The 17,771-nt window shown below is 70.2% G+C and carries 17 protein-coding genes; 9 read left to right on the top strand and 8 right to left on the bottom strand.

Going from position 1 to position 17,771, the window contains the following annotated elements; all coding sequences use genetic code 11:
- The first annotated feature begins 382 nt into the window (after window positions 1–382).
- Together ACIQBL_RS03940 and ACIQBL_RS03935 are read left to right on the top strand one after the other, a co-directional pair.
- Window positions 383–3,289, top strand: a complete 2,907-nt coding sequence (locus tag ACIQBL_RS03940) for a DEAD/DEAH box helicase (RefSeq protein ID WP_401936418.1) — start codon at window positions 383–385, stop codon at window positions 3,287–3,289.
- A gap of 152 nt (window positions 3,290–3,441) precedes the next feature.
- Window positions 3,442–4,320, top strand: a complete 879-nt coding sequence (locus ACIQBL_RS03935) for an alpha/beta fold hydrolase (RefSeq protein WP_401936416.1) — start codon at window positions 3,442–3,444, stop codon at window positions 4,318–4,320.
- Between the two features lie 3 nt (window positions 4,321–4,323).
- Here the strand turns inward: ACIQBL_RS03935 and ACIQBL_RS03930 are convergent, their stop codons facing one another.
- Window positions 4,324–5,217: an NYN domain-containing protein gene (locus ACIQBL_RS03930; protein WP_401936414.1), complete on the bottom strand. Its 894-nt coding sequence runs from the start codon at window positions 5,215–5,217 to the stop codon at window positions 4,324–4,326.
- Between the two features lie 195 nt (window positions 5,218–5,412).
- Here ACIQBL_RS03930 and ACIQBL_RS03925 point away from each other — a divergent pair, with 195 nt between their 5' ends.
- Window positions 5,413–5,565 (top strand): hypothetical protein, encoded by a 153-nt coding sequence (locus tag ACIQBL_RS03925; protein WP_019058373.1) that lies wholly within the window; start codon window positions 5,413–5,415, stop codon window positions 5,563–5,565.
- A gap of 104 nt (window positions 5,566–5,669) precedes the next feature.
- Here ACIQBL_RS03925 and ACIQBL_RS03920 read toward each other — a convergent pair whose 3' ends face one another.
- From ACIQBL_RS03920 to ACIQBL_RS03910, 3 genes are all read right to left on the bottom strand, one after another.
- A complete protein-coding gene (locus ACIQBL_RS03920) occupies window positions 5,670–6,275 on the bottom strand; it encodes a MarC family protein (RefSeq protein WP_401936411.1) in 606 nt (201 codons plus the stop codon).
- Window positions 6,276–6,333: 58 nt separating this feature from the next.
- Complete coding sequence (locus ACIQBL_RS03915) at window positions 6,334–7,191, bottom strand: PHP domain-containing protein (RefSeq protein WP_401936408.1); 858 nt, start codon at window positions 7,189–7,191, stop codon at window positions 6,334–6,336.
- Window positions 7,192–7,362: 171 nt separating this feature from the next.
- Window positions 7,363–8,004 carry a DUF6758 family protein gene (locus ACIQBL_RS03910; protein WP_401936407.1) on the bottom strand — a complete coding sequence of 214 codons (642 nt, stop codon included), beginning with the start codon at window positions 8,002–8,004 and terminating at the stop codon, window positions 7,363–7,365.
- Between the two features lie 148 nt (window positions 8,005–8,152).
- Here ACIQBL_RS03910 and ACIQBL_RS03905 point away from each other — a divergent pair, with 148 nt between their 5' ends.
- Entirely contained in the window at window positions 8,153–9,394 is a 1,242-nt protein-coding gene (locus ACIQBL_RS03905; protein WP_401936404.1) for an MFS transporter, read from the top strand.
- Between the two features lie 54 nt (window positions 9,395–9,448).
- On the opposite strand, the gene ACIQBL_RS03900 is transcribed toward ACIQBL_RS03905, so the two are convergent.
- Window positions 9,449–10,045: a suppressor of fused domain protein gene (locus ACIQBL_RS03900; protein ID WP_401936402.1), complete on the bottom strand. Its 597-nt coding sequence runs from the start codon at window positions 10,043–10,045 to the stop codon at window positions 9,449–9,451.
- Between the two features lie 522 nt (window positions 10,046–10,567).
- Here ACIQBL_RS03900 and ACIQBL_RS03895 point away from each other — a divergent pair.
- Window positions 10,568–11,686 (top strand): magnesium and cobalt transport protein CorA, encoded by a 1,119-nt coding sequence (locus tag ACIQBL_RS03895; protein WP_401936401.1) that lies wholly within the window; start codon window positions 10,568–10,570, stop codon window positions 11,684–11,686.
- A gap of 23 nt (window positions 11,687–11,709) precedes the next feature.
- Complete coding sequence (locus ACIQBL_RS03890; RefSeq protein WP_401936399.1) at window positions 11,710–12,222, top strand: hypothetical protein; 513 nt, start codon at window positions 11,710–11,712, stop codon at window positions 12,220–12,222.
- A gap of 6 nt (window positions 12,223–12,228) precedes the next feature.
- On the opposite strand, the gene ACIQBL_RS03885 is transcribed toward ACIQBL_RS03890, so the two are convergent.
- Window positions 12,229–12,957, bottom strand: a complete 729-nt coding sequence (locus ACIQBL_RS03885) for a hypothetical protein (RefSeq protein ID WP_401936397.1) — start codon at window positions 12,955–12,957, stop codon at window positions 12,229–12,231.
- 211 nt (window positions 12,958–13,168) lie between these two features.
- Here ACIQBL_RS03885 and ACIQBL_RS03880 point away from each other — a divergent pair, with 211 nt between their 5' ends.
- The 3 genes from ACIQBL_RS03880 to ACIQBL_RS03870 are packed head-to-tail and all read left to right on the top strand — an operon-like array spanning window position 13,169 to window position 16,242.
- Entirely contained in the window at window positions 13,169–14,482 is a 1,314-nt protein-coding gene (locus ACIQBL_RS03880; protein WP_401936395.1) for a magnesium transporter MgtE N-terminal domain-containing protein, read from the top strand.
- Window positions 14,472–15,065 (top strand): DUF1003 domain-containing protein, encoded by a 594-nt coding sequence (locus ACIQBL_RS03875; protein ID WP_401936393.1) that lies wholly within the window; start codon window positions 14,472–14,474, stop codon window positions 15,063–15,065. The genes ACIQBL_RS03880 and ACIQBL_RS03875 overlap by 11 nt, the downstream gene beginning before the upstream one ends.
- A gap of 43 nt (window positions 15,066–15,108) precedes the next feature.
- Entirely contained in the window at window positions 15,109–16,242 is a 1,134-nt protein-coding gene (locus ACIQBL_RS03870; RefSeq protein WP_401936391.1) for an Mrp/NBP35 family ATP-binding protein, read from the top strand.
- Window positions 16,243–16,361: 119 nt separating this feature from the next.
- On the opposite strand, the gene ACIQBL_RS03865 is transcribed toward ACIQBL_RS03870, so the two are convergent.
- The gene (locus tag ACIQBL_RS03865; RefSeq protein ID WP_401936389.1) at window positions 16,362–17,018 is read right to left on the bottom strand and encodes a hypothetical protein; all 657 of its coding nucleotides are present in this window, start codon (window positions 17,016–17,018) and stop codon (window positions 16,362–16,364) included.
- 234 nt (window positions 17,019–17,252) lie between these two features.
- Window positions 17,253–17,693, bottom strand: a complete 441-nt coding sequence (locus ACIQBL_RS03860) for a sec-independent translocase (protein WP_401936387.1) — start codon at window positions 17,691–17,693, stop codon at window positions 17,253–17,255.
- Between the last annotated feature and the right edge of the window lie 78 nt (window positions 17,694–17,771).

Raw genomic sequence — 17,771 nt, 5'->3', positions numbered from 1 at the left:
CCGGGGTATGGTGGTAATGCGCCCGCCGAGTATTCGCCGGGCCGCACGAATGAGGATGCCCGGTCGGTGGCCCGATCGGCTCCGACCCGACAGCCCTCCTCGCCCGTACGGCACGTTGCGTACGAAGTTCGGAGGGGGACCCTCAGCGGTTCGAGCGCTAGAGCGTCGGCAGTGGTCCCGTGCAGTACGGCTTGCCCTCACGGGTTGTCCGTAAGGCAGCCGACGTCCCCGGCACGGTCCTGACACGACCCCCGCGCTCGCCTCGCACCGCGCACACAGAAGAGGCAGCACCCTGACTACTTTCCGAGAGCTCGGAATCCTTCCCGAGACCGCTGAGGCCCTTGAGGCCGTAGGTATCGTCTCCCCCTTCCCGATCCAGGAGATGACGCTCCCCGTCGCCCTTTCCGGCACGGACGTCATCGGCCAGGCCAAGACCGGCACCGGCAAGACGCTGGGCTTCGGCCTCCCGCTCCTGGAGCGCGTCACCGTCCCCGCCGACGTCGAGGCCGGCCGCGCCAAGCCCGAGCAGCTGACCGACGCCCCGCAGGCGCTCGTCGTGGTCCCCACGCGCGAGCTGTGCACGCAGGTCACGAACGACCTGCTGACCGCGGGCAAGGTGCGCAACGTGCGCGTCCTCGCCATCTACGGCGGCCGGGCCTACGAGCCGCAGGTCGAGGCGCTCCGCAAGGGCGTCGACGTCGTCGTCGGCACCCCGGGCCGGCTGCTGGACCTGGCGGGCCAGAAGAAGCTCGACCTCAAGCACATCCGGTCGCTCGTCCTCGACGAGGCCGACGAGATGCTCGACCTGGGCTTCCTGCCCGACGTCGAGAAGATCATCAACTTCCTGCCGGCCCGCCGCCAGACGATGCTGTTCTCGGCGACCATGCCGGGCGCGGTCATCGGTCTCGCGCGCCGCTACATGACGCAGCCCACGCACATCCGCGCCACCTCGCCGGACGACGAGGGCGCGACGGTCGCGAACACCGCGCAGTTCGTCTACCGCGCGCACAACATGGACAAGCCCGAGCTGGTCGCCCGCATCCTGCAGGCCGAGGGCCGTGGCCTGGTCATGGTCTTCTGCCGTACGAAGCGCACTGCGGCCGACCTCGCCGACCAGCTCCAGCAGCGCGGTTTCGCCTCCGGCGCGGTCCACGGCGACCTCGGCCAGGGCGCCCGTGAGCAGGCGCTGCGCGCGTTCCGCAACGGCAAGGTCGACGTGCTCGTCTGCACCGACGTCGCCGCCCGCGGTATCGACGTCGAGGGCGTCACGCACGTCATCAACTACCAGTCCCCCGAGGACGAGAAGACCTACCTGCACCGCATCGGCCGTACCGGTCGCGCGGGCGCCAAGGGCATCGCGGTCACCCTCGTCGACTGGGACGACATCCCGCGCTGGCAGCTCATCAACAAGGCGCTGGACCTCGGCTTCCCGAACCCGCCGGAGACGTACTCCACCTCCCCGCACTTCTTCGAGGAGATGAACATCCCCGCGGGCACCAAGGGTGTCCTGCCCCGCTCGGAGCGCACGCGCGCCGGGCTGGCCGCGGAGGAGGTCGAGGACCTCGGCGAGACCGGCGGTCGCGGCGGTCCGCGCGGCCGGGGCGGTCGTGGTGGTCGCGACGGCGGCCGTGACAGTGGTCGCGATGGTGGCAGGGGCGGTCGCGATGGTGGCAGGGGCGGTCGCGATGGTGGCAGGGGCGGTCGCGACAGCGGCCGGGACAACAGCCGGGACGAGTCCCGCTCCGCCGACACCGAGCGCGCGGCGCGCACCCCGCGTCGCCGCCGTCGTACGCGCAACGGCGCCCCGATGGACGGGACTTCGGCGGCTCCGGCCGTGACGTCGTCCACTCCGGAGGAGACCGCGGTGGCCGCCTCCGAGGACACCGCGACCCGCACCCCGCGCCGTCGTCGCCGCACCCGCACCGGAGCGACGGGAGAGCAGCTGCCGGCCACGACAGTCGCGCCCGAGGCCGCGGAGAGCGCGGTGGCCACGTCGGAGGGCTCGACCCTGGACGCCCCCGCACCCTCGCGCCGCCGCCGTACCCGCAAGTCGGCCGAGGCCGAGATCGTGACGCCCACGGCCGAGGCCGTGGTCGCCGAGACTCCGGTCGTCGAGACTCCGGTCGTCGCGGAGACGCAGCCGCGTCGCCGGACCCGTAAGGCCGTACAGACCGCGGAGCCGGTCGAGGCCGCGCCGGAGACAGCTGCCGTGGCCGCGGTCGACACGGCCGAGGCCGTCGAGACCAAGCCGCGCCGCACCCGGACCCGCAAGGCCGCGGCCCCGGCCGAGGTCACCGCCGTGGACACCGCCGAGGCCGTCGAGACCGCGCCGCGCCGCACCCGGACCCGGAAGGCCGCGGCCCCGGCCGAGGTCGCCGCCGTGGAGACCCCCGAGGTCGTCGAGGCCGCGCCGGAGACGGCTGCCGTGGCCGCGGTCGACACGGCCGAGGCCGTCGAGACCAAGCCGCGCCGCACCCGGACCCGCAAGGCCGCGGCCCCGGCCGAGGTCACCGCCGTGGAGACCCCCGAGGTCGTCGAGGCCGCGCCGCGTCGCCGGACCCGCAAGGCCGCCGTCGCCGGCATCCCAGCGCAGGCGGCCGAGGAGCAGGGCGGTGCCGCCGAGGTGTCGCTCGACTCCGCGGAGGGTACGGAGGCGAAGCCCCGTCGCCGTACGACACGCAAGGTCGCCGAGGCTCCGGTCGTCGCCGAGACGCCGGTCGCGGCAGAGGCCACGCCCCGTCGGACCCGGAAGACCGCGGCTGTGGCCGAGGTCGCCGCCGTGGACACCGCCGAGGCCGTCGAGGCCAAGCCGCGCCGTACGCGCAAGACGGCCGCTGCCGCCGTGGTCACGGAGGCGCCGGAGGTCGTGGAGACCAAGCCGCGCCGTACCCGTAAGGCAGCTGTCGCCGCCGTGGACACGGCCGAGGCCGTCGAGGCGAAGCCCCGTCGCACCCGCAAGGCAGCGGTCGCCGCCGAGGCACCGGAGGCCGAGGCCGCCGTAGAGGTGAAGCCGCGTCGCACCCGGAAGACCGCGGCCGTCGCCGCCGAAGCCGCTGTCGACACGGCCGAGGGCGTGGAGGCCAAGCCGCGTCGCCGTGTCGCGACCCGCAAGGCGACCACCGCCGAGATCCCGGCGCAGGTGACCGAGGAGGCGGAGGCCAAGCCGCGTCGCACCCGTAAGACGGCCGCCGTCGTCGCGGAGTCGGCGGAGGTACCGGAGGCGAAGCCGAGGGTGCGCCGTCCCCGCAAGACCGCGGCGACCCCGGCAGTGGAGGCCACCGAGGGCTGATCCGCCCCCGAAGGTCGACAAAGGCAAGGCAGTACCGGACGGCCCGGCCCGCGTGAAGTGGGCCGGGCCGTCGGCGTTCCCCACTCCCCCGTTAACCCCGTTTACACCCTCCCGTCTCCGTCCCGCTCAGCCCCGCCGGATAACCTCGCCCCATGAGTAGGCCCCCCTCCTTCACCCCGCCCCCCGGTGCTCGCGCGTACCCGCTGCGGACGGCTCGCGGTGAGTTCGCCGTCGTGGACTCGGCCGTGGCCGACGGTGTCGAGCCGAAGGGGGTCGCGCTGTTGCTGCCGGGGTTCACCGGGAGCAAGGAGGACTTCAACCCGTTGCACGAGGCGTTCGGGGCGCGCGGGTATCGGACCGTCGCCGTGGACGGGCGCGGGCAGTACGAGACGGACGGGCCGGCGGAGGACGAATCCGCCTACGCCCAGGGCGAGTTGGCGCGGGACGTGCTCGCGCTGGCCGAGGCGGTCGGCGCGCCGGTGCAGCTGCTCGGGCACTCCTTCGGCGGGCAGGTCGCACGGGCCGCCGTGATCCTCGACGACTCGCCGTTCGTGTCGCTGACTCTCATGGCGTCGGGGCCGGCGCAGATCTCCGCCTCGCAGCAGGAGCGCGTGAAGCTGTTGCGGGACGCGCTCGCCGTGATGTCGATGGCCGAGGTGTGGGACGCGATCCAGGCGATGGAGGCCCCCGAGGAGACCGAGACCGGCGGTGCGCTGGACGAGGGGCTCGACGACCGGGCCGACCTGCGCCGCCGCTGGCTGGGCACCAAGCCGGCCCAACTCCTCGCGGCGGGACACCAGTTGTGCGTCGAGCCGGACCGGGTCGCCGAACTGGCCGCGGTACCGCTCCCCTTCCACGTCCTGTCGGGTTCGCGCGACGACACCTGGCCGGTGCCGCTCCTCGACGACATGGCCGTACGGCTGAAGGCGCGGCGGACGGTCATCGCGCGGGCCGAGCACTCACCGAACACGGACCAGCCGGCCGCGACGGCCAAGGCCATCGCCGACTTCTGGGACAGCACCGCGCCCTGAAGATCAGTACTGCGTCTGCAGGTGCTCCCAGAACCCGTCCCGGAGTGCCCGCCGCAGGTCGGCCTGGCCGCGCAGGGAGTACTGGAGCAGCCCCTCCGCCTCCACCAGCAGGTCCTGGTCGACCGATCCCGGCAGATACGGATGCCCGGGCAGCAGCTCCACCAGCGCCTCCCGCCCGCGCGCCGAGAGCCACTTCGCCGCGATCTGCGCGCCCACGAACCGGACGTCGTCGCGGGTGGGCCGGGTGGCGGCGGCCTCGTAGACGGCGGACGCGCGCCGGGAGACGTACGGCTTGAAGAAGTCGAGGTCGAAGGTGCGCTGGCTGTCGACCTCCCAGAGGAGGGGCTCGGCCTGGTTGCGCCCCTCGGGGGCCTCGATGCCCCACAAGTGGACGCGGGCGCCGTACCCTTGGGCCGCCTCGACCGCCGAGACCAGGTCCTCGTCGCCGCCGATGAGGGCCGCGTCGCTGATGGCGCGGTGCCGGGCGAGGGACTCCAGGTCGGAGCGGATGAGTGAATCGACGCCCTTCTGCTGGTTGTTGGCGTTGAGGTTGCCCAACCGCACCTTCACGTCCGGGAGTTCGGCGATGGCCTGCTGCTCGGAGGTGTGGATGCGGCGCCGGGCGCCGTCGTACCAGTAGACCCGCAGCAGCCGGCTGTCCGCGAAGATCGTGCGGGCCTTGTCGATGAGCGCCTCGATGAGGCCCTCGGTGTCGAGGTCGAAGGTGCGTCGGTCCTCGGTCCCGGAGACGAGTCGCCCCGCGGCTGCATACAAATACCCGGCGTCGACGAAGATCGCATGCGTCGAGGGCGTCTTCGCCACTTCGGCGAGCATGCGCTGCAGCAGCTCGTTCGTGCGGTCGATGCGGGCGCTGAGGGCCGCGAGGTCGTCGTTCATCGCCTCCATTGTCCCGGCGGTCACGCTGCGAACACAACCGGTCCCGGTCAGTCTCGCGTCGATCTCTTACCGGTCAGTAATTAGGCGTGCGAAAAATTTCCTTAGCGTAGGGAATGTTTGTAACACGCATCCCGTTGACTACATCAGTAACCAAGTAGTTCTCCTCAGGAGGATGACCAGACGAAGGGAGAAGCCATGCGCTTCGAAATCATGCGTCTCGACGAGGTCGACGGCACCACCGTGGACAGCACCGTCGTGGACGCCGCCTCCGTCAATCGGATCGTGCAACAGGCCGCCGCCATAGGACAGCGCCTGTGGATCCGCCCCGCCGAGACCAAAGCCTCGTAACACCAGCCTCGTCACACCGACGACATTCCCGCGGATCTCCGCCGGACTTCAGAACCCCCGTACGGCACCGACGCCGTGCGGGGGTTCCGCGTGTCCGGCCCTTCTCAGCTCGCCCGGACCACCTGGGTGATCCCGTTGATGATCTGCTGCACGGCGATGGCGGACAGCATCATCCCCGCGAGCCGCGTCACCAGTACCACCCCACCGTCCTTGATGACCCGGATGATCAGCAGCGAGTACCGCATCACCACCCACAGCACGACATGGATCGCGAGGATCGCCGTCCACACCGACACCTGTGTGGCCACGCTGTCGGCCTTCTGCACGGCGAGGATGACGGACACGATCGCACCGGGCCCGGCGAGCAACGGCATGCCCAGCGGTACGAGGGCGACGTTGACGTCCTTGGTCTGCTTCGGCTCGTCGGTCTTGCCGGTGAGCAGGTCGAGCGCGATCAGCAGAAGCAGCAGCCCGCCCGCGATCATCAGCGCGGGCACGGAGACATGCAGGTAGTCGAGGATCTGGTGCCCGAGCAGCCCGAAGACGGTGATCACACCACCCGCGACACACACGGCCTGGAAGGCCATCCGCTTCTGCACCTTGGACGGTCGTCCGGAGGTCAGCGCGAGGAAGATCGGGGTGATCCCAGGGGGATCCATGATGACGAAAAGGGTCAGGAAGAGGGAGCCGAAGACGGCGAGGTCGAACATGGGTGAGCCACAAGCCTTGCAGGTGAGGGTGAGCGGAGACGGTCGGTCGGAGGCGGGGTCAGACTCCGCCGGCCCCCGGCACCGGGAACGCCCCGGTGGCGCGCCGCGTGATCTCGCCGTAGACCTCGGGATCGGTCGTGTACTCACCGAGCTGCACGGTCTTGCGGCTGCCGTGATAGTCGCTGGACCCGGTGACGAGCAGCCCGAGTTCCTTGGCGAGCCCCCGCAGCCGTACGCGCGTCTCGGCGTCGTGGTCCATGTGCTCGACCTCGATACCGTCGAGCCCGGCCGACGCCATCTCGGCGATCGCGGCCTCCGGCACGGTGTGCCCGCGCTTGCTGGCCCCCGGATGCGCGAACACGGTCACGCCTCCCGCGGCCTTGACGAGCCGGATCGCCTCGAAGGGATCGGTCTCGTGCTTGGCCACATGGGCCCGCCCCCCGTCGGCGAGCCAGTCCACGGTGAAGGCGTCGTTCACACTCGGTACGACACCCAGCTCGACCAGCGCGGTGGCGACATGCGGCCGCCCGACCGACCCGTCACCGGCGATCCGCGCGACCTGCTCCCAGGTCACCGGCACGCCCAACTCCTGAAGCCGCCCCACCATGGCCCGGGCCCGAGGCACCCGATCGTCCCGCACCAACTCCCGCTCGGCGAGCAGAGCCGGCTCCTCGGGATCAAAGAGATAAGCCAGCATGTGCATGGACACCCCGTCGATCCGACAGGACATCTCGGCCCCGGTGACCAGCGTGAGGCCCGCGGGCAACGCGTCGATCGCCTCGGCATACCCCCGACTGGTGTCGTGATCCGTCAACGCCACGACATCCAACCCGGCAGCGGCAGCATTCCGCACCAGCTCAGCGGGCGAGTCCGTCCCATCGGAGGCCGTGGAGTGGGTGTGCAGATCAACACGCACGCGCAGACTCCAAACGGCAACGATTAACAAGGGACCACTCAAGGGTAACGGCAACCCAGGGACCCCATAAACGCCCCAGGTATCTTGCCCTTAAGGGGCGCGAGGAACTGCGCGACCAGCCACAACGCACCCGCACCCGCCCCGAAACGGAACCCGGCACCCCGCTAGGCGCTACGGCTCAAGCAAGCGCGGCGAAAGCGCCCCACACGGCACCAAATCAACTTCCGCCCCCGCATCCCGCAAATCCGTGAGCACCAACTCGTCATACATCAACAACCCCGACTGCTCAGGCCAGACAACCGCCCACAGCCACAACCCCAACGCCTCCCCCGCGAACACCGCCCGGTCATCCGGCGCGGACGCGACATGCCACAACGGCGTAGGCCGCCCCGCGGCAAGCAGCTTCGCCTGAGGAGGCTTCTCGACGTTGATGTAGGGACCGGGATCCGGCCCGTCGATCCCCGCATACCGCGCCCCGAGCCCGACACCGAGCTCCTCGGCGACGAGAATCAGTTCCCCCATACCGCCGAGCGGCCCGGGCCCGGAACACGCCACAGCGGTCGCCCGCCCGCCACTACGGTCGTCCCCCGCACAGGCCACACCGGTGAACAGCCATCCGACCGGCAACGGCCACGGCATCCACACCGGCACCTTCGTCCGATGCACCACGACACTGAGCGCCTCGACGCTGGGCGGGATCACGGGCTGCAGCGGATGCACGGTCCCGTGGACGTCGCACTGCCAGGAATCGGCGAAGAGTCCGGGAGCCCTGACCCGGCCACCACACTTCGGGCAACTGGGTTCGCCCCTCATAGGGCCCCACGGTCCTACCCTCACTCCCCCACGTCAAGGACGATCACCCGTCCGGCCGGGACCACTCACGGAACGAAACTAGATGCACCTTGCATTTATTACCCCGCCTAACTTACTATGTGCATATACCAACTACTTGGGAGGAAGCATGGACGGCACGGACGACCCATTCGACGCGGGTGCCGACGCCGGCAGCCTTCTGCGGCAGCCGAAGGCCGTATGGGCCACCGCCGGCGCCTCGGTCGTCGCCTTCATGGGCATCGGACTCGTCGACCCGATCCTGCCGTCGATCGCCAAGGGCCTGGACGCCACGGCCGGCCAGGTCTCCCTGCTCTTCACCTCGTACTTCCTGATCACCGCCCTCGCGATGCTGGTGACCGGCTTCGTCTCCAGCCGGATCGGCGGCAAGAAGACCCTGCTGCTCGGCCTCGCCCTCGTCGTGGTCTTCGCCGGCCTCGCCGGCACCTCGAACTCGGTCGCCGAACTCGTCGGCTTCCGCGCCGGCTGGGGCCTCGGCAACGCGCTGTTCGTCTCGACGGCCCTCGCCGTCATCGTCGGCGCGGCGGCCGGCGGCAGCGCCGCGGCGATCCTGCTCTACGAGTCCGCCCTGGGCCTCGGCATGGCCTGCGGCCCGCTGCTCGGCGCCCTGCTGGGCAACCAGAGCTGGCGCTACCCCTTCTTCGGCACCGCGTTCCTGATGGCGATCGGCTTCCTGTGCATCACGGTGTTCCTGAAGGAGCAGCCGAAGCCCGCCCGCAAGACATCGCTCCTCGACCCGATCAAGGCCCTCGGCCACGGCGGACTCGCCTCGGCCGCCGTCTCGTCCTTCTTCTACAACTACACGTTCTTCACCGTGCTGGCCTTCACCCCGTTCGTGCTCGACATGACCCCGTACAAGTCCGGTGCCGTGTTCTTCGCCTGGGGTGTGCTGCTCGCCGCCTTCTCGGTCCTCGTCGCCCCACGCCTGCAGGCCCGGTTCGGCTCCCTGAAGGTCCTCGGCGGCTCACTCGTGCTCCTCGCCGTCGACGTACTCGTCCTCGGCTACGGCAGCCACACCACCGCCGTCGTCTGCACGGTCCTGTCCGGCGCCTTCATCGGCGTGAACAACACCGTCTACACCGAGCTGGCCCTCGGCGTGTCGGACGCGCCGCGCCCGGTGGCGAGCGCGGGCTACAACTTCGTCCGCTGGTTCGCCGCCGCCGCCGCGCCGTTCTTCGCGCCGCGGATCGAGGGGTGGAGCAACATCCACATCCCGTTCGTGGTCGCGGCGGTCACCGCGGCGCTGGGCGCGCTGGTGGTCCTCGTGCGCCGGAACGCGCTCACTCACGAAGCCGAAGAGCTGGAGCCGAGGCACGCGGCCGAGGACGGTGTCGCGGTGTTCGCCAACTAGCCGATTCGCGGCTGCCGTTGGTGAGCTTGCTCACTCCGGCTGTCGCTCGGGCTGTCAGTCGAGCGGGACGGACTTGCGGGACGGATCCCGTAGGTCCGTCCCGTTCGTCAGCCAGCGCTCCTGGAGGGCCGGCGCGCCGTGGACGCGTTTCCAGGCGGCCTCGTTCGGGGTCATCGGGAGCAGCGGCAGGAAGCGCACCGGGTCGAGCGGCTCGTCGAGTTCGAGGTCCTCGACCAGACCGCCGGGCTCGGCGACCAGTACCGAGGTGAACGGGGCGCCGGGCCACAGCGGTTCGCCCACGTCGAGGGAGGCGCCGGGGGCCACGACCACGCCCTCGACCTGCGGGGACGCGGCGAGCACGGCGAGCGGGCGGAGCACCTTGTCGGTGTCGGCGTGGCCGCCGCGCACGGACAGGACCAGTTCGGCGCGCGGTCCCGCGACCGGGTCGGCGAGCATCGCCGTGGGGTCGCTCATCGGCTGCGCGGACATGCCGAGCGTGGCGTAGCGGACGATCGGACCCTCCTGGTCGTCGTCCTGGAAACGCAGCACCTCGACGCGGTCCGTGCCCAGGAAGGTGACCGCCGCGCGCGCGTCCGGTTCGCCCAGCGCGGTACGCAACCGGGCCTCGACCAGAGCAAGAACATCAACCATGCGGGGAGCATAGAACTCGTCAGTACCGGGCAAAGCAGCGCCTTGACACTTCGGCCGGCTGATAGTCTGGGCCGGTCGTTCGGGCAGCACGCAGAAGCGTCGCGGTCAAGTCCCGACGCCGTTGAGACTCCCCTACGGGGGACCGGCCGGAGGAGGTGGGGCTGCAATGGACCGAAGTCGACCTGGCAGTACCACCCGCTCTTCCGGCCGCTGATGTCGTAGCTCTGGTTCTGGCCTCCAGCCGGCTGTCGCCGCTCGCACGTCTTCACCGTCGCGGAAGAGCACTTCGTTTCTTTACCTGATCTGTCCGGCCCTGTCTGTGGTCTGCCTGTTCCGAAGGCAGCTCTCAGTCGGCCGGTGCCTGTAAGTCAGTGCCTGTATCAGCAGCGAAGTTCGCCACCGTGACGGTGCGGTGCTCCCCGCTTTGTGGACGTGCCAAACATCCGCACTCAGGACGTCCCCATTCCGGGCAGTTCCAACCGTCGTTGGCGCCTTTCGTTGCTCGTCGCGAAGGAGCCCGCCATGTCGATGATCCGCGACCTGCGTGCCGTGGTCCGCCCGTCCCGTCCCTCCCTACGCAAGGACGGCGGCGCGTACGACACCACGCGTGACCCCGGTACCCCCTCGGCCGTCGTCGACTGCGCCGTCTACCGCGACGGCGCCCGCGTCGACACCGGCAAGCCGCTGACCCCGCACGAGGCGATGCGCCTGGTGCGCCGCGACGGGGGCTTCGTGTGGATCGGCCTGCACGAGCCGACCGAGGCCGAATTCGCCGGTATCGCCCGGGAGTTCGGCCTGCACCCGCTCGCCGTCGAGGACGCCGTGCAGGCCCACCAGCGGCCCAAGCTGGAGCGTTACGACGACTCTCTCTTCACCGTCTTCAAGACCATCCACTACGTCGAGCACGACCAGCTCACCGCCAACAGCGAGGTCGTCGAGACCGGCGAGGTCATGTGCTTCACCGGCCGGGACTTCTTCATCACCGTCCGGCACGGCGGCCAGGGCTCGCTGCGGGCGCTGCGGTACCGGCTCCAGGACGACCCCGAGCTGCTCGCCCGCGGTCCCTCGGCGGTGCTGCACGCGATCGCCGACCATGTCGTCGACGGCTATGTCGCGGTCGCGGACGCGGTGCAGGACGACATCGACGAGGTCGAGACCGAGGTGTTCACGCCGGGCCGCAAGGGCGGGGTCTCGCGCGGTGTCGACTCGGCGCGGATCTACCAACTCAAGCGCGAGGTACTGGAGTTCAAGCGCGCGGTGTCACCGCTGCTGCGTCCCATGCAGCTGCTGAGCGAGCGGCCGATGCGGCTGATCGACCCCGACATCCAGAAGTACTTCCGGGACGTCGCCGACCACCTCGCCCGGGTCCAGGAGCAGGTCATCGGCTTCGACGAGCTGCTCAACTCGATCCTCCAGGCCAATCTCGCGCAGGCGTCCGTCGCGCAGAACGAGGACATGCGGAAGATCACCGCATGGGCCGCGATCATCGCCGTACCGACGATGGTCACGGGGGTGTACGGCATGAACTTCGACAACATGCCGGAGCTGCACTGGAAGTACGGCTATGCGCTGGTGCTCACCTTCACCGTGACCGTCTGTCTGTCGATCCACCGCATCCTGAAGCGCAACGGCTGGCTGTGAGCGGCCTGGATAGGCTGGGCGCCATGACAAGCGAGCTGCTCGACCAGGCCCTCGTCGAGGAGGCCACGAAGAAGTCCGGTCTCGTCTGGGTCAACGGTCCGGGCGTCCCGGCCCGCGCCCTGTGGCACGTCTGGCACGAGGGCGCGGTCTGCCTGATCGGCGACGGTCCGGGCGAGCAGCCGCTGCCGGGGCTGGCCGACGGCTCCACCGCCGAGGTCACGGTCCGCAGCAAGGACAAGGGCGGCCGGCTGGTCTCCTGGACGGCGAAGGTCGTGGAGCTGGCACCGGGCTCCGAGGCCTGGCAGGCGGCCGTCGCCGAGCTGAAGGGCAAGCGGCTCAACGCCCCCGACGGCGAGGCGATGACGGAGCGCTGGGCACGCGAGTGCCGGGTGCTGCGCCTGGAACCGACGGGAGCGACGGCCGAACTGCCGGAGGGTTCGCTGGCGGAGCCTCCGCTGCCGACCCCGGCGACGACCCGCCAGCCGATCCCGGCGAGCCTGCCGAGGCTGCTCCTGAAGAGACGCAAACGCGGGTAACAGCCGCTAGGAAGACGGCAGTTGCCTGCCGTAGTCGACAGTGTCGTCGTCCGCCGGTTCCGTCACGGCGAAACTCTTACCCCAGTCCGAGAAGGTGAGGGTGCCCGCGCCGCCCGCGCGGACCAGGCGGAGGGGATACGGCTTGCCCTCCAGGGAGACGTCCAGGGTGCCGCCGGAGCCGTCGTCACCGGTGATCCGGATGGTGCGGACGCCGTTCTGGTCGTGGTGTCCGTCCGTCGCGAGTGTGCCGTGCAGAGTCAGCAGACTGGAGAGGAGCACGTCCTTGTCCGTGAAGCCACTGAACTTCTCGTACGAAGGGTCGCCCTGCGGCACCTTCACGTACTTGCCGTGCAGCGAGTCGCCGGCGCCCGAGTCCCCGCTGCTGTTCCAGAAGTCCGCGTCGGCCTTCAGGTACAGCTGCTCGCCGACCCTCAGCAGCCCGAAGGTCGACCCCTTCGAGGTGACCGACCCGCTGCCGCCGTCGGACTTCAGCCGCATGTCGAGCCTGTACGTCCGCCCGCTGGTGACGACGGTCCCGGACAGCCGTACCGCGTCGGCGGCGCCCGCGGCCGTCACCGACGTCGACTGGATCTTGTCGGCGGCCAGCTTGCCGACCCCGTTGGTCCCCGCGTCCGGATCCTCACCACTGCACCCCGCAAGCCCCGTCACGACCAGGGCACACACCGCGCCGAGCAGCGCCGCGCGACGGTTTCGGAGCAGGGGGATCGCAGTCACAGGTGGGGGGCCTTTCGTGCGGCGGGGGGCGATGGCGTACGGCAGCGTACCGGGGTCGGCGGTCGGCGGCGGAGCCAGTCCGTCCGCACCGCCCACCTGCGCGGATCGCAAACGGACGGGCTAGCCTGAAGCCCGTCCGAGCGGGCAATTCGGACCATCCGGAAACCATGAAAAGCATGCCGGGAACCACGAAAAGAATGGAGGTGCGGCCATGGCAGGGGGCGCCCCTCGGGTCTTCGTCTCGCACCTCTCCGGTGTCGCCGTGTTCGATCCGAACGGCGACCAGGTGGGCCGCGTACGCGACCTGATCGTCATGCTGCGCGTCGGCCAGCGGCCACCACGGCTGCTCGGCCTCGTCGTCGAACTCTCCACGCGGCGCCGCATCTTCCTCCCGATGACCAGGGTCACGGGCATCGAGTCCGGCCAGGTCATCACCACCGGCGTGCTGAACGTCCGCCGCTTCGAGCAACGGCCCACCGAGCGGCTGGTGTTCGGCGAACTCCTGGACCGGCGCGTCACGCTCGTCGAGACCGGCGAGGAGGTCACCGTCCTCGACCTGTCGGTGCAGCATCTGCCGGCCCGCCGGGACTGGGAGATCGACCGCGTCTTCGTACGGAAGGGCAGGAGCGGCGGAGCCTTCAGGAGGGCCAAGGGCGAGACGCTGACCGTGGAGTGGTCCGCCGTCACCGGTTTCTCCCTGGAGGAGCAGGGACAGGGCGCGGAGAGCCTCCTGGCCACCTTCGAGCAGCTGCGCCCCGCCGACCTCGCCAACGTCCTGCACCACCTCTCCCCCAAGCGGCGCGCCGAGGTCGCCGCCGCCCTCGACGACGACCGCCTCGCCGACGTCCTCGAAGAGCTCCCGGAGGACGACCAGATCGAGATCCTCGGCAAGCTGAAGGAGGAGCGCGCGGCGGACGTCCTGGAGGCGATGGACCCGGACGACGCGGCCGACCTCCTCTCCGAACTCCCCGAGGACGACAAGGAGCGCCTGCTGAACCTGATGCAGCCCTCCGAAGCGGCCGACGTACGCCGCCTGATGTCGTACGAGGAACACACGGCCGGCGGCCTCATGACCACCGAACCGATCGTCCTACGGCCCGACGCGACCGTCGCCGACGCGCTCGCCCGCGTCCGCAGCGCCGACCTCTCGCCGGCCCTCGCCGCGCAGGTCTACGTGTGCCGCCCGCCCGACGACACCCCGACCGGCAAGTACCTCGGCACGGTCCACTTCCAGCGGCTGCTGCGCGACCCGCCGTACACCCTGGTCAGCGCGATCATCGACGACGACCTCCAGCCGCTCGACCCGGACGCGACGCTCCAGCTCATCGCCGGGTTCTTCGCGACGTACGACATGGTCGCGGCGCCCGTGGTCGACGAGACCGGGTCGCTGCTCGGCGCGGTGACGGTGGACGACGTCCTGGACCACATGCTGCCCGAGGACTGGCGGGAGACCGAGTTCCATCTGGACGAGGGCGCCGAGCGCGACGAGGACGACGAGGAGGAGGTGGCGGCTCATGACTCCTGAGCGCGAGACCACACGCGAGCGGACACCGGCGGGCGCGACCGCCACCAGCCGGACCCGGACCCGGCTCGACCAGCCGCGCGCGCCCCGGCGCCGGCTCGTGCCCGAGTACGACCCGGAGGCCTTCGGGCGGCTGTCGGAGCGGATCGCGCGGTTCCTCGGGACCGGGCGGTTCATCGTCTGGATGACGATCGTCATCATCGCGTGGGTGCTGTGGAACATCTTCGCCCCGCGCGATGTGCGCTTCGACAACTACCCGTTCATCTTCCTCACCCTGATGCTGTCGCTCCAGGCCTCCTACGCGGCCCCGCTGATCCTGCTCGCGCAGAACCGGCAGGACGACCGCGACAAGGTCAACCTCGAACAGGACCGCAAGCAGAACGAGCGGTCGATCGCCGACACCGAGTACCTCACCCGCGAGATCGCCTCCCTGCGCATCGGTCTCGGCGAGGTGGCGACCCGGGACTGGATCCGCTCCGAGCTGCAGGACCTGGTGAAGGAACTCGACGAACGGCACGACGGGCACACGGTATTCCCGACAGTCCGGGCAGAACGGTCCCGGGCACGTGACGTAGACGACCGCTGACGGGCTTACCGGGGGCCCTGTGCGGCGCCGTACCATCGTCCCTATGGCTACGGAAGACGCGGTGCGTGAAGCGCTGTCGACGGTGAACGACCCCGAGATCAACCGACCCATCACCGAGCTGGGGATGGTCAAGTCGGTGGAGATCGGCGCGGACGGAGCGGTCGCGGTCACCGTGTACCTGACGGTCTCCGGCTGCCCGATGAGGGAGACGATCACGCAACGCGTGACCGATGCGGTCTCCGCGGTCGACGGTGTCAGCCGCGTCGACGTGACGCTCGACGTCATGAGCGACGAGCAGCGCAAGGAACTCGCGACCGCCCTGCGCGGTGGCAAGGCCGAGCGCGAGGTCCCCTTCGCGCAGCCCGGCTCCCTCACGCGCGTGTACGCGGTCGCCTCCGGCAAGGGCGGCGTAGGCAAGTCCTCGGTGACGGTCAATCTCGCGGTGGCGATGGCGGCCGACGGGCTGAAGGTCGGGGTCGTCGACGCCGACATCTACGGCCACAGCGTGCCGCGCATGCTGGGCGCGGACGGCAGTCCCACCCAGGTCGAGAACATGATCATGCCCCCGTCGGCACACGGCGTGAAGGTCATCTCCATCGGCATGTTCACGCCGGGCAACACACCGGTGGTGTGGCGCGGGCCGATGCTCCACCGGGCTCTCCAGCAGTTCCTGGCGGACGTCTACTGGGGCGATCTGGATGTACTTCTTCTTGATCTGCCGCCCGGGACGGGCGACATCGCCATCTCCGTCGCCCAACTCGTCCCGAACGCCGAGATCCTGGTCGTGACGACCCCTCAGCAGGCGGCGGCCGAGGTCGCCGAGCGCGCGGGCTCCATCGCCGTACAGACCCACCAGAAGATCGTCGGCGTCGTCGAGAACATGGCGGGCCTGCCGTGCCCGCACTGCGGCGAGATGGTCGACGTCTTCGGCACGGGCGGCGGCCAGTCGGTGGCGGACGGCCTGACCCGCACGACCGGTGCCTCGGTCCCGGTCCTGGGTTCCATCCCGATCGACGTCCGCCTCCGCGAGGGCGGCGACGAGGGCAAGCCGGTCGTCCTGACCGACCCCGACTCCCCGGCGGGCGCGGCGCTGCGAGCGATCGCGGGAAAGCTCGGGGGACGACAGCGGGGCTTGTCGGGACTGTCCTTGGGGATCACTCCCAGGAACAAGTTCTAATTCTTGATGCCCTGAGGGGCAGCTCGGCCAGGGGCACGGGGCTGTATCGATGTGCGGCTCCGCCGCGTGGGCGCGACCAGCCACAACGGCTGGCCGCTCCCCTTCGCCCCAGCCCGCCGCTAGGCGTACGCGCCGATGTCCTTGATCATGGCGAAGCCGAGCCCATACGCACTCATGCCCCTCCCGTACGCCCCCACGTGCACACCCTCCTGCGTAGACCCGGCAAGCACCCAGCCGAACTCGGACTCGCGGTAGTGGAACGGCGTCGGCACCCCGTCCACCGGCAGGGACAGCGTCGACCAGTCGTCACCGGCGAGGTCGTCCGCCAGCACCCACGCCGTCTCCGTCTGCTGCTCCAGCCAGTCGTCCCGCAGGGTGTGGTCCATCTGCCCCGGCCAGGTGAAGGACAGCAGCCCCACCCCGGCGAGCCAGGCCGCAGAGGACACCGACGTGGCCTCCAGGAGCCCCGTGCCGTCCGCGGTGCGCCGCGCGGGGTTGCCCGCGACGGTGACGACCACCGCGAACTTCTCCTTGTCCTCGGTGCCTTCGTTGCGTACGGAGGGCTCGTCGCCGTGCCCGATCGAGCCGTGCTCGACGGCTCCGTCCGCCGCCATGCCCACCTGCATCAGCCAGCGCGGCCCCGTGAAGGCCTCGTCGAGGCCGTACCACGGGAAGGGCGCCAGCAGGTAGCTGTCGACCGTGCGCCGGGCGGAGGGGACCTGTTGTCCACCCTCCGCGGCCGGCGCCTGCGCGCCTACCCGACTCGTCGTCTCCATGCTCCGGACGCCTCCTCGCTCTCGTCGGACCGGGGCGGCCCGCCCCCCTTCGGGCGACTCGCCCGGTCCGCACAACAACTCGGCAGCATAGCCACCTCGTGGGAAGCAGCCCGGAAAGCGCCCGGCGCGTGAGGCGCACGGGGGCCGTGTTCAGGCCGTACGGAGGCGTGGAAGACGTCGGGGACGTATGAAACGCGTCACGTATGACGCACGTACAGCTCGCCTACGACGTGCTCAGGTGGCGTCCGCGTCGAAGGGCGGGCGCTCGTCCTTCTCGGGGTCCTCGGGCTTCTTGGTCATGTCGAGACGACCACCGGACAAGGAGGAGGACGACGAGGAAGAGGAGGGGGTGTCCGCGCTCTGGACCGCCTCCGTGACCTCGGCCATCTCCTTCTTCAGGTCGAAGCCGTTGCGGATCTCCTTGAGCCCCAGTTCGTCGTTGTCCAGCTGCTTGCGCAGGAACGTCTTGGGGTTGAGGTCCTCGAAGTCGAAGTCCTTGAACTCCGGGCCCAGCTCCTCGCGGATGTCCGCCTTGGCGCTCTCCGAGAACTCTCGGATCTTCCGGATCGTCCGCATGACGTCCTGGATGACCTTCGGGAGCTTGTCCGGACCGAAGACGAGCACGGCGAGCACAATGATCGTCACCAGCTCGAGCGGTCCTATGTCATTGAACACCTGAAGCTCCTTGCGATGTCCTCGGTCCTCGGCCCTCGGGGTCTGTGCGGGTCTTCCGTGGTCCGGGCCGGGTCCACG

Origin of the sequence: Streptomyces sp. NPDC088350 (assembly GCF_044753545.1) — a bacterium.
Classification (GTDB): Bacteria; Actinomycetota; Actinomycetes; order Streptomycetales; family Streptomycetaceae; genus Streptomyces.
This window is presented reverse-complemented; position numbering and strand designations above follow the sequence as displayed.

What these genes read in the sequence shown, in the direction of transcription:
- ACIQBL_RS03940 (WP_401936418.1), top strand. Translation starts at nt 383, where the DNA reads ATGACGCTCCCCGTCGCCCTTTCCGGCACGGACGTCATCGGCCAGGCC.
- ACIQBL_RS03935 (WP_401936416.1), top strand. Translation starts at nt 3,442, where the DNA reads ATGAGTAGGCCCCCCTCCTTCACCCCGCCCCCCGGTGCTCGCGCGTAC.
- ACIQBL_RS03930 (WP_401936414.1), bottom strand. Translation starts at nt 5,217, where the DNA reads ATGAACGACGACCTCGCGGCCCTCAGCGCCCGCATCGACCGCACGAAC.
- ACIQBL_RS03925 (WP_019058373.1), top strand. Translation starts at nt 5,413, where the DNA reads ATGCGCTTCGAAATCATGCGTCTCGACGAGGTCGACGGCACCACCGTG.
- ACIQBL_RS03920 (WP_401936411.1), bottom strand. Translation starts at nt 6,275, where the DNA reads ATGTTCGACCTCGCCGTCTTCGGCTCCCTCTTCCTGACCCTTTTCGTC.
- ACIQBL_RS03910 (WP_401936407.1), bottom strand. Translation starts at nt 8,004, where the DNA reads ATGAGGGGCGAACCCAGTTGCCCGAAGTGTGGTGGCCGGGTCAGGGCT.
- ACIQBL_RS03905 (WP_401936404.1), top strand. Translation starts at nt 8,153, where the DNA reads ATGGACGGCACGGACGACCCATTCGACGCGGGTGCCGACGCCGGCAGC.
- ACIQBL_RS03900 (WP_401936402.1), bottom strand. Translation starts at nt 10,045, where the DNA reads ATGGTTGATGTTCTTGCTCTGGTCGAGGCCCGGTTGCGTACCGCGCTG.
- ACIQBL_RS03895 (WP_401936401.1), top strand. Translation starts at nt 10,568, where the DNA reads ATGTCGATGATCCGCGACCTGCGTGCCGTGGTCCGCCCGTCCCGTCCC.
- ACIQBL_RS03890 (WP_401936399.1), top strand. Translation starts at nt 11,710, where the DNA reads ATGACAAGCGAGCTGCTCGACCAGGCCCTCGTCGAGGAGGCCACGAAG.
- ACIQBL_RS03880 (WP_401936395.1), top strand. Translation starts at nt 13,169, where the DNA reads ATGGCAGGGGGCGCCCCTCGGGTCTTCGTCTCGCACCTCTCCGGTGTC.
- ACIQBL_RS03875 (WP_401936393.1), top strand. Translation starts at nt 14,472, where the DNA reads ATGACTCCTGAGCGCGAGACCACACGCGAGCGGACACCGGCGGGCGCG.
- ACIQBL_RS03870 (WP_401936391.1), top strand. Translation starts at nt 15,109, where the DNA reads ATGGCTACGGAAGACGCGGTGCGTGAAGCGCTGTCGACGGTGAACGAC.
- ACIQBL_RS03865 (WP_401936389.1), bottom strand. Translation starts at nt 17,018, where the DNA reads ATGGAGACGACGAGTCGGGTAGGCGCGCAGGCGCCGGCCGCGGAGGGT.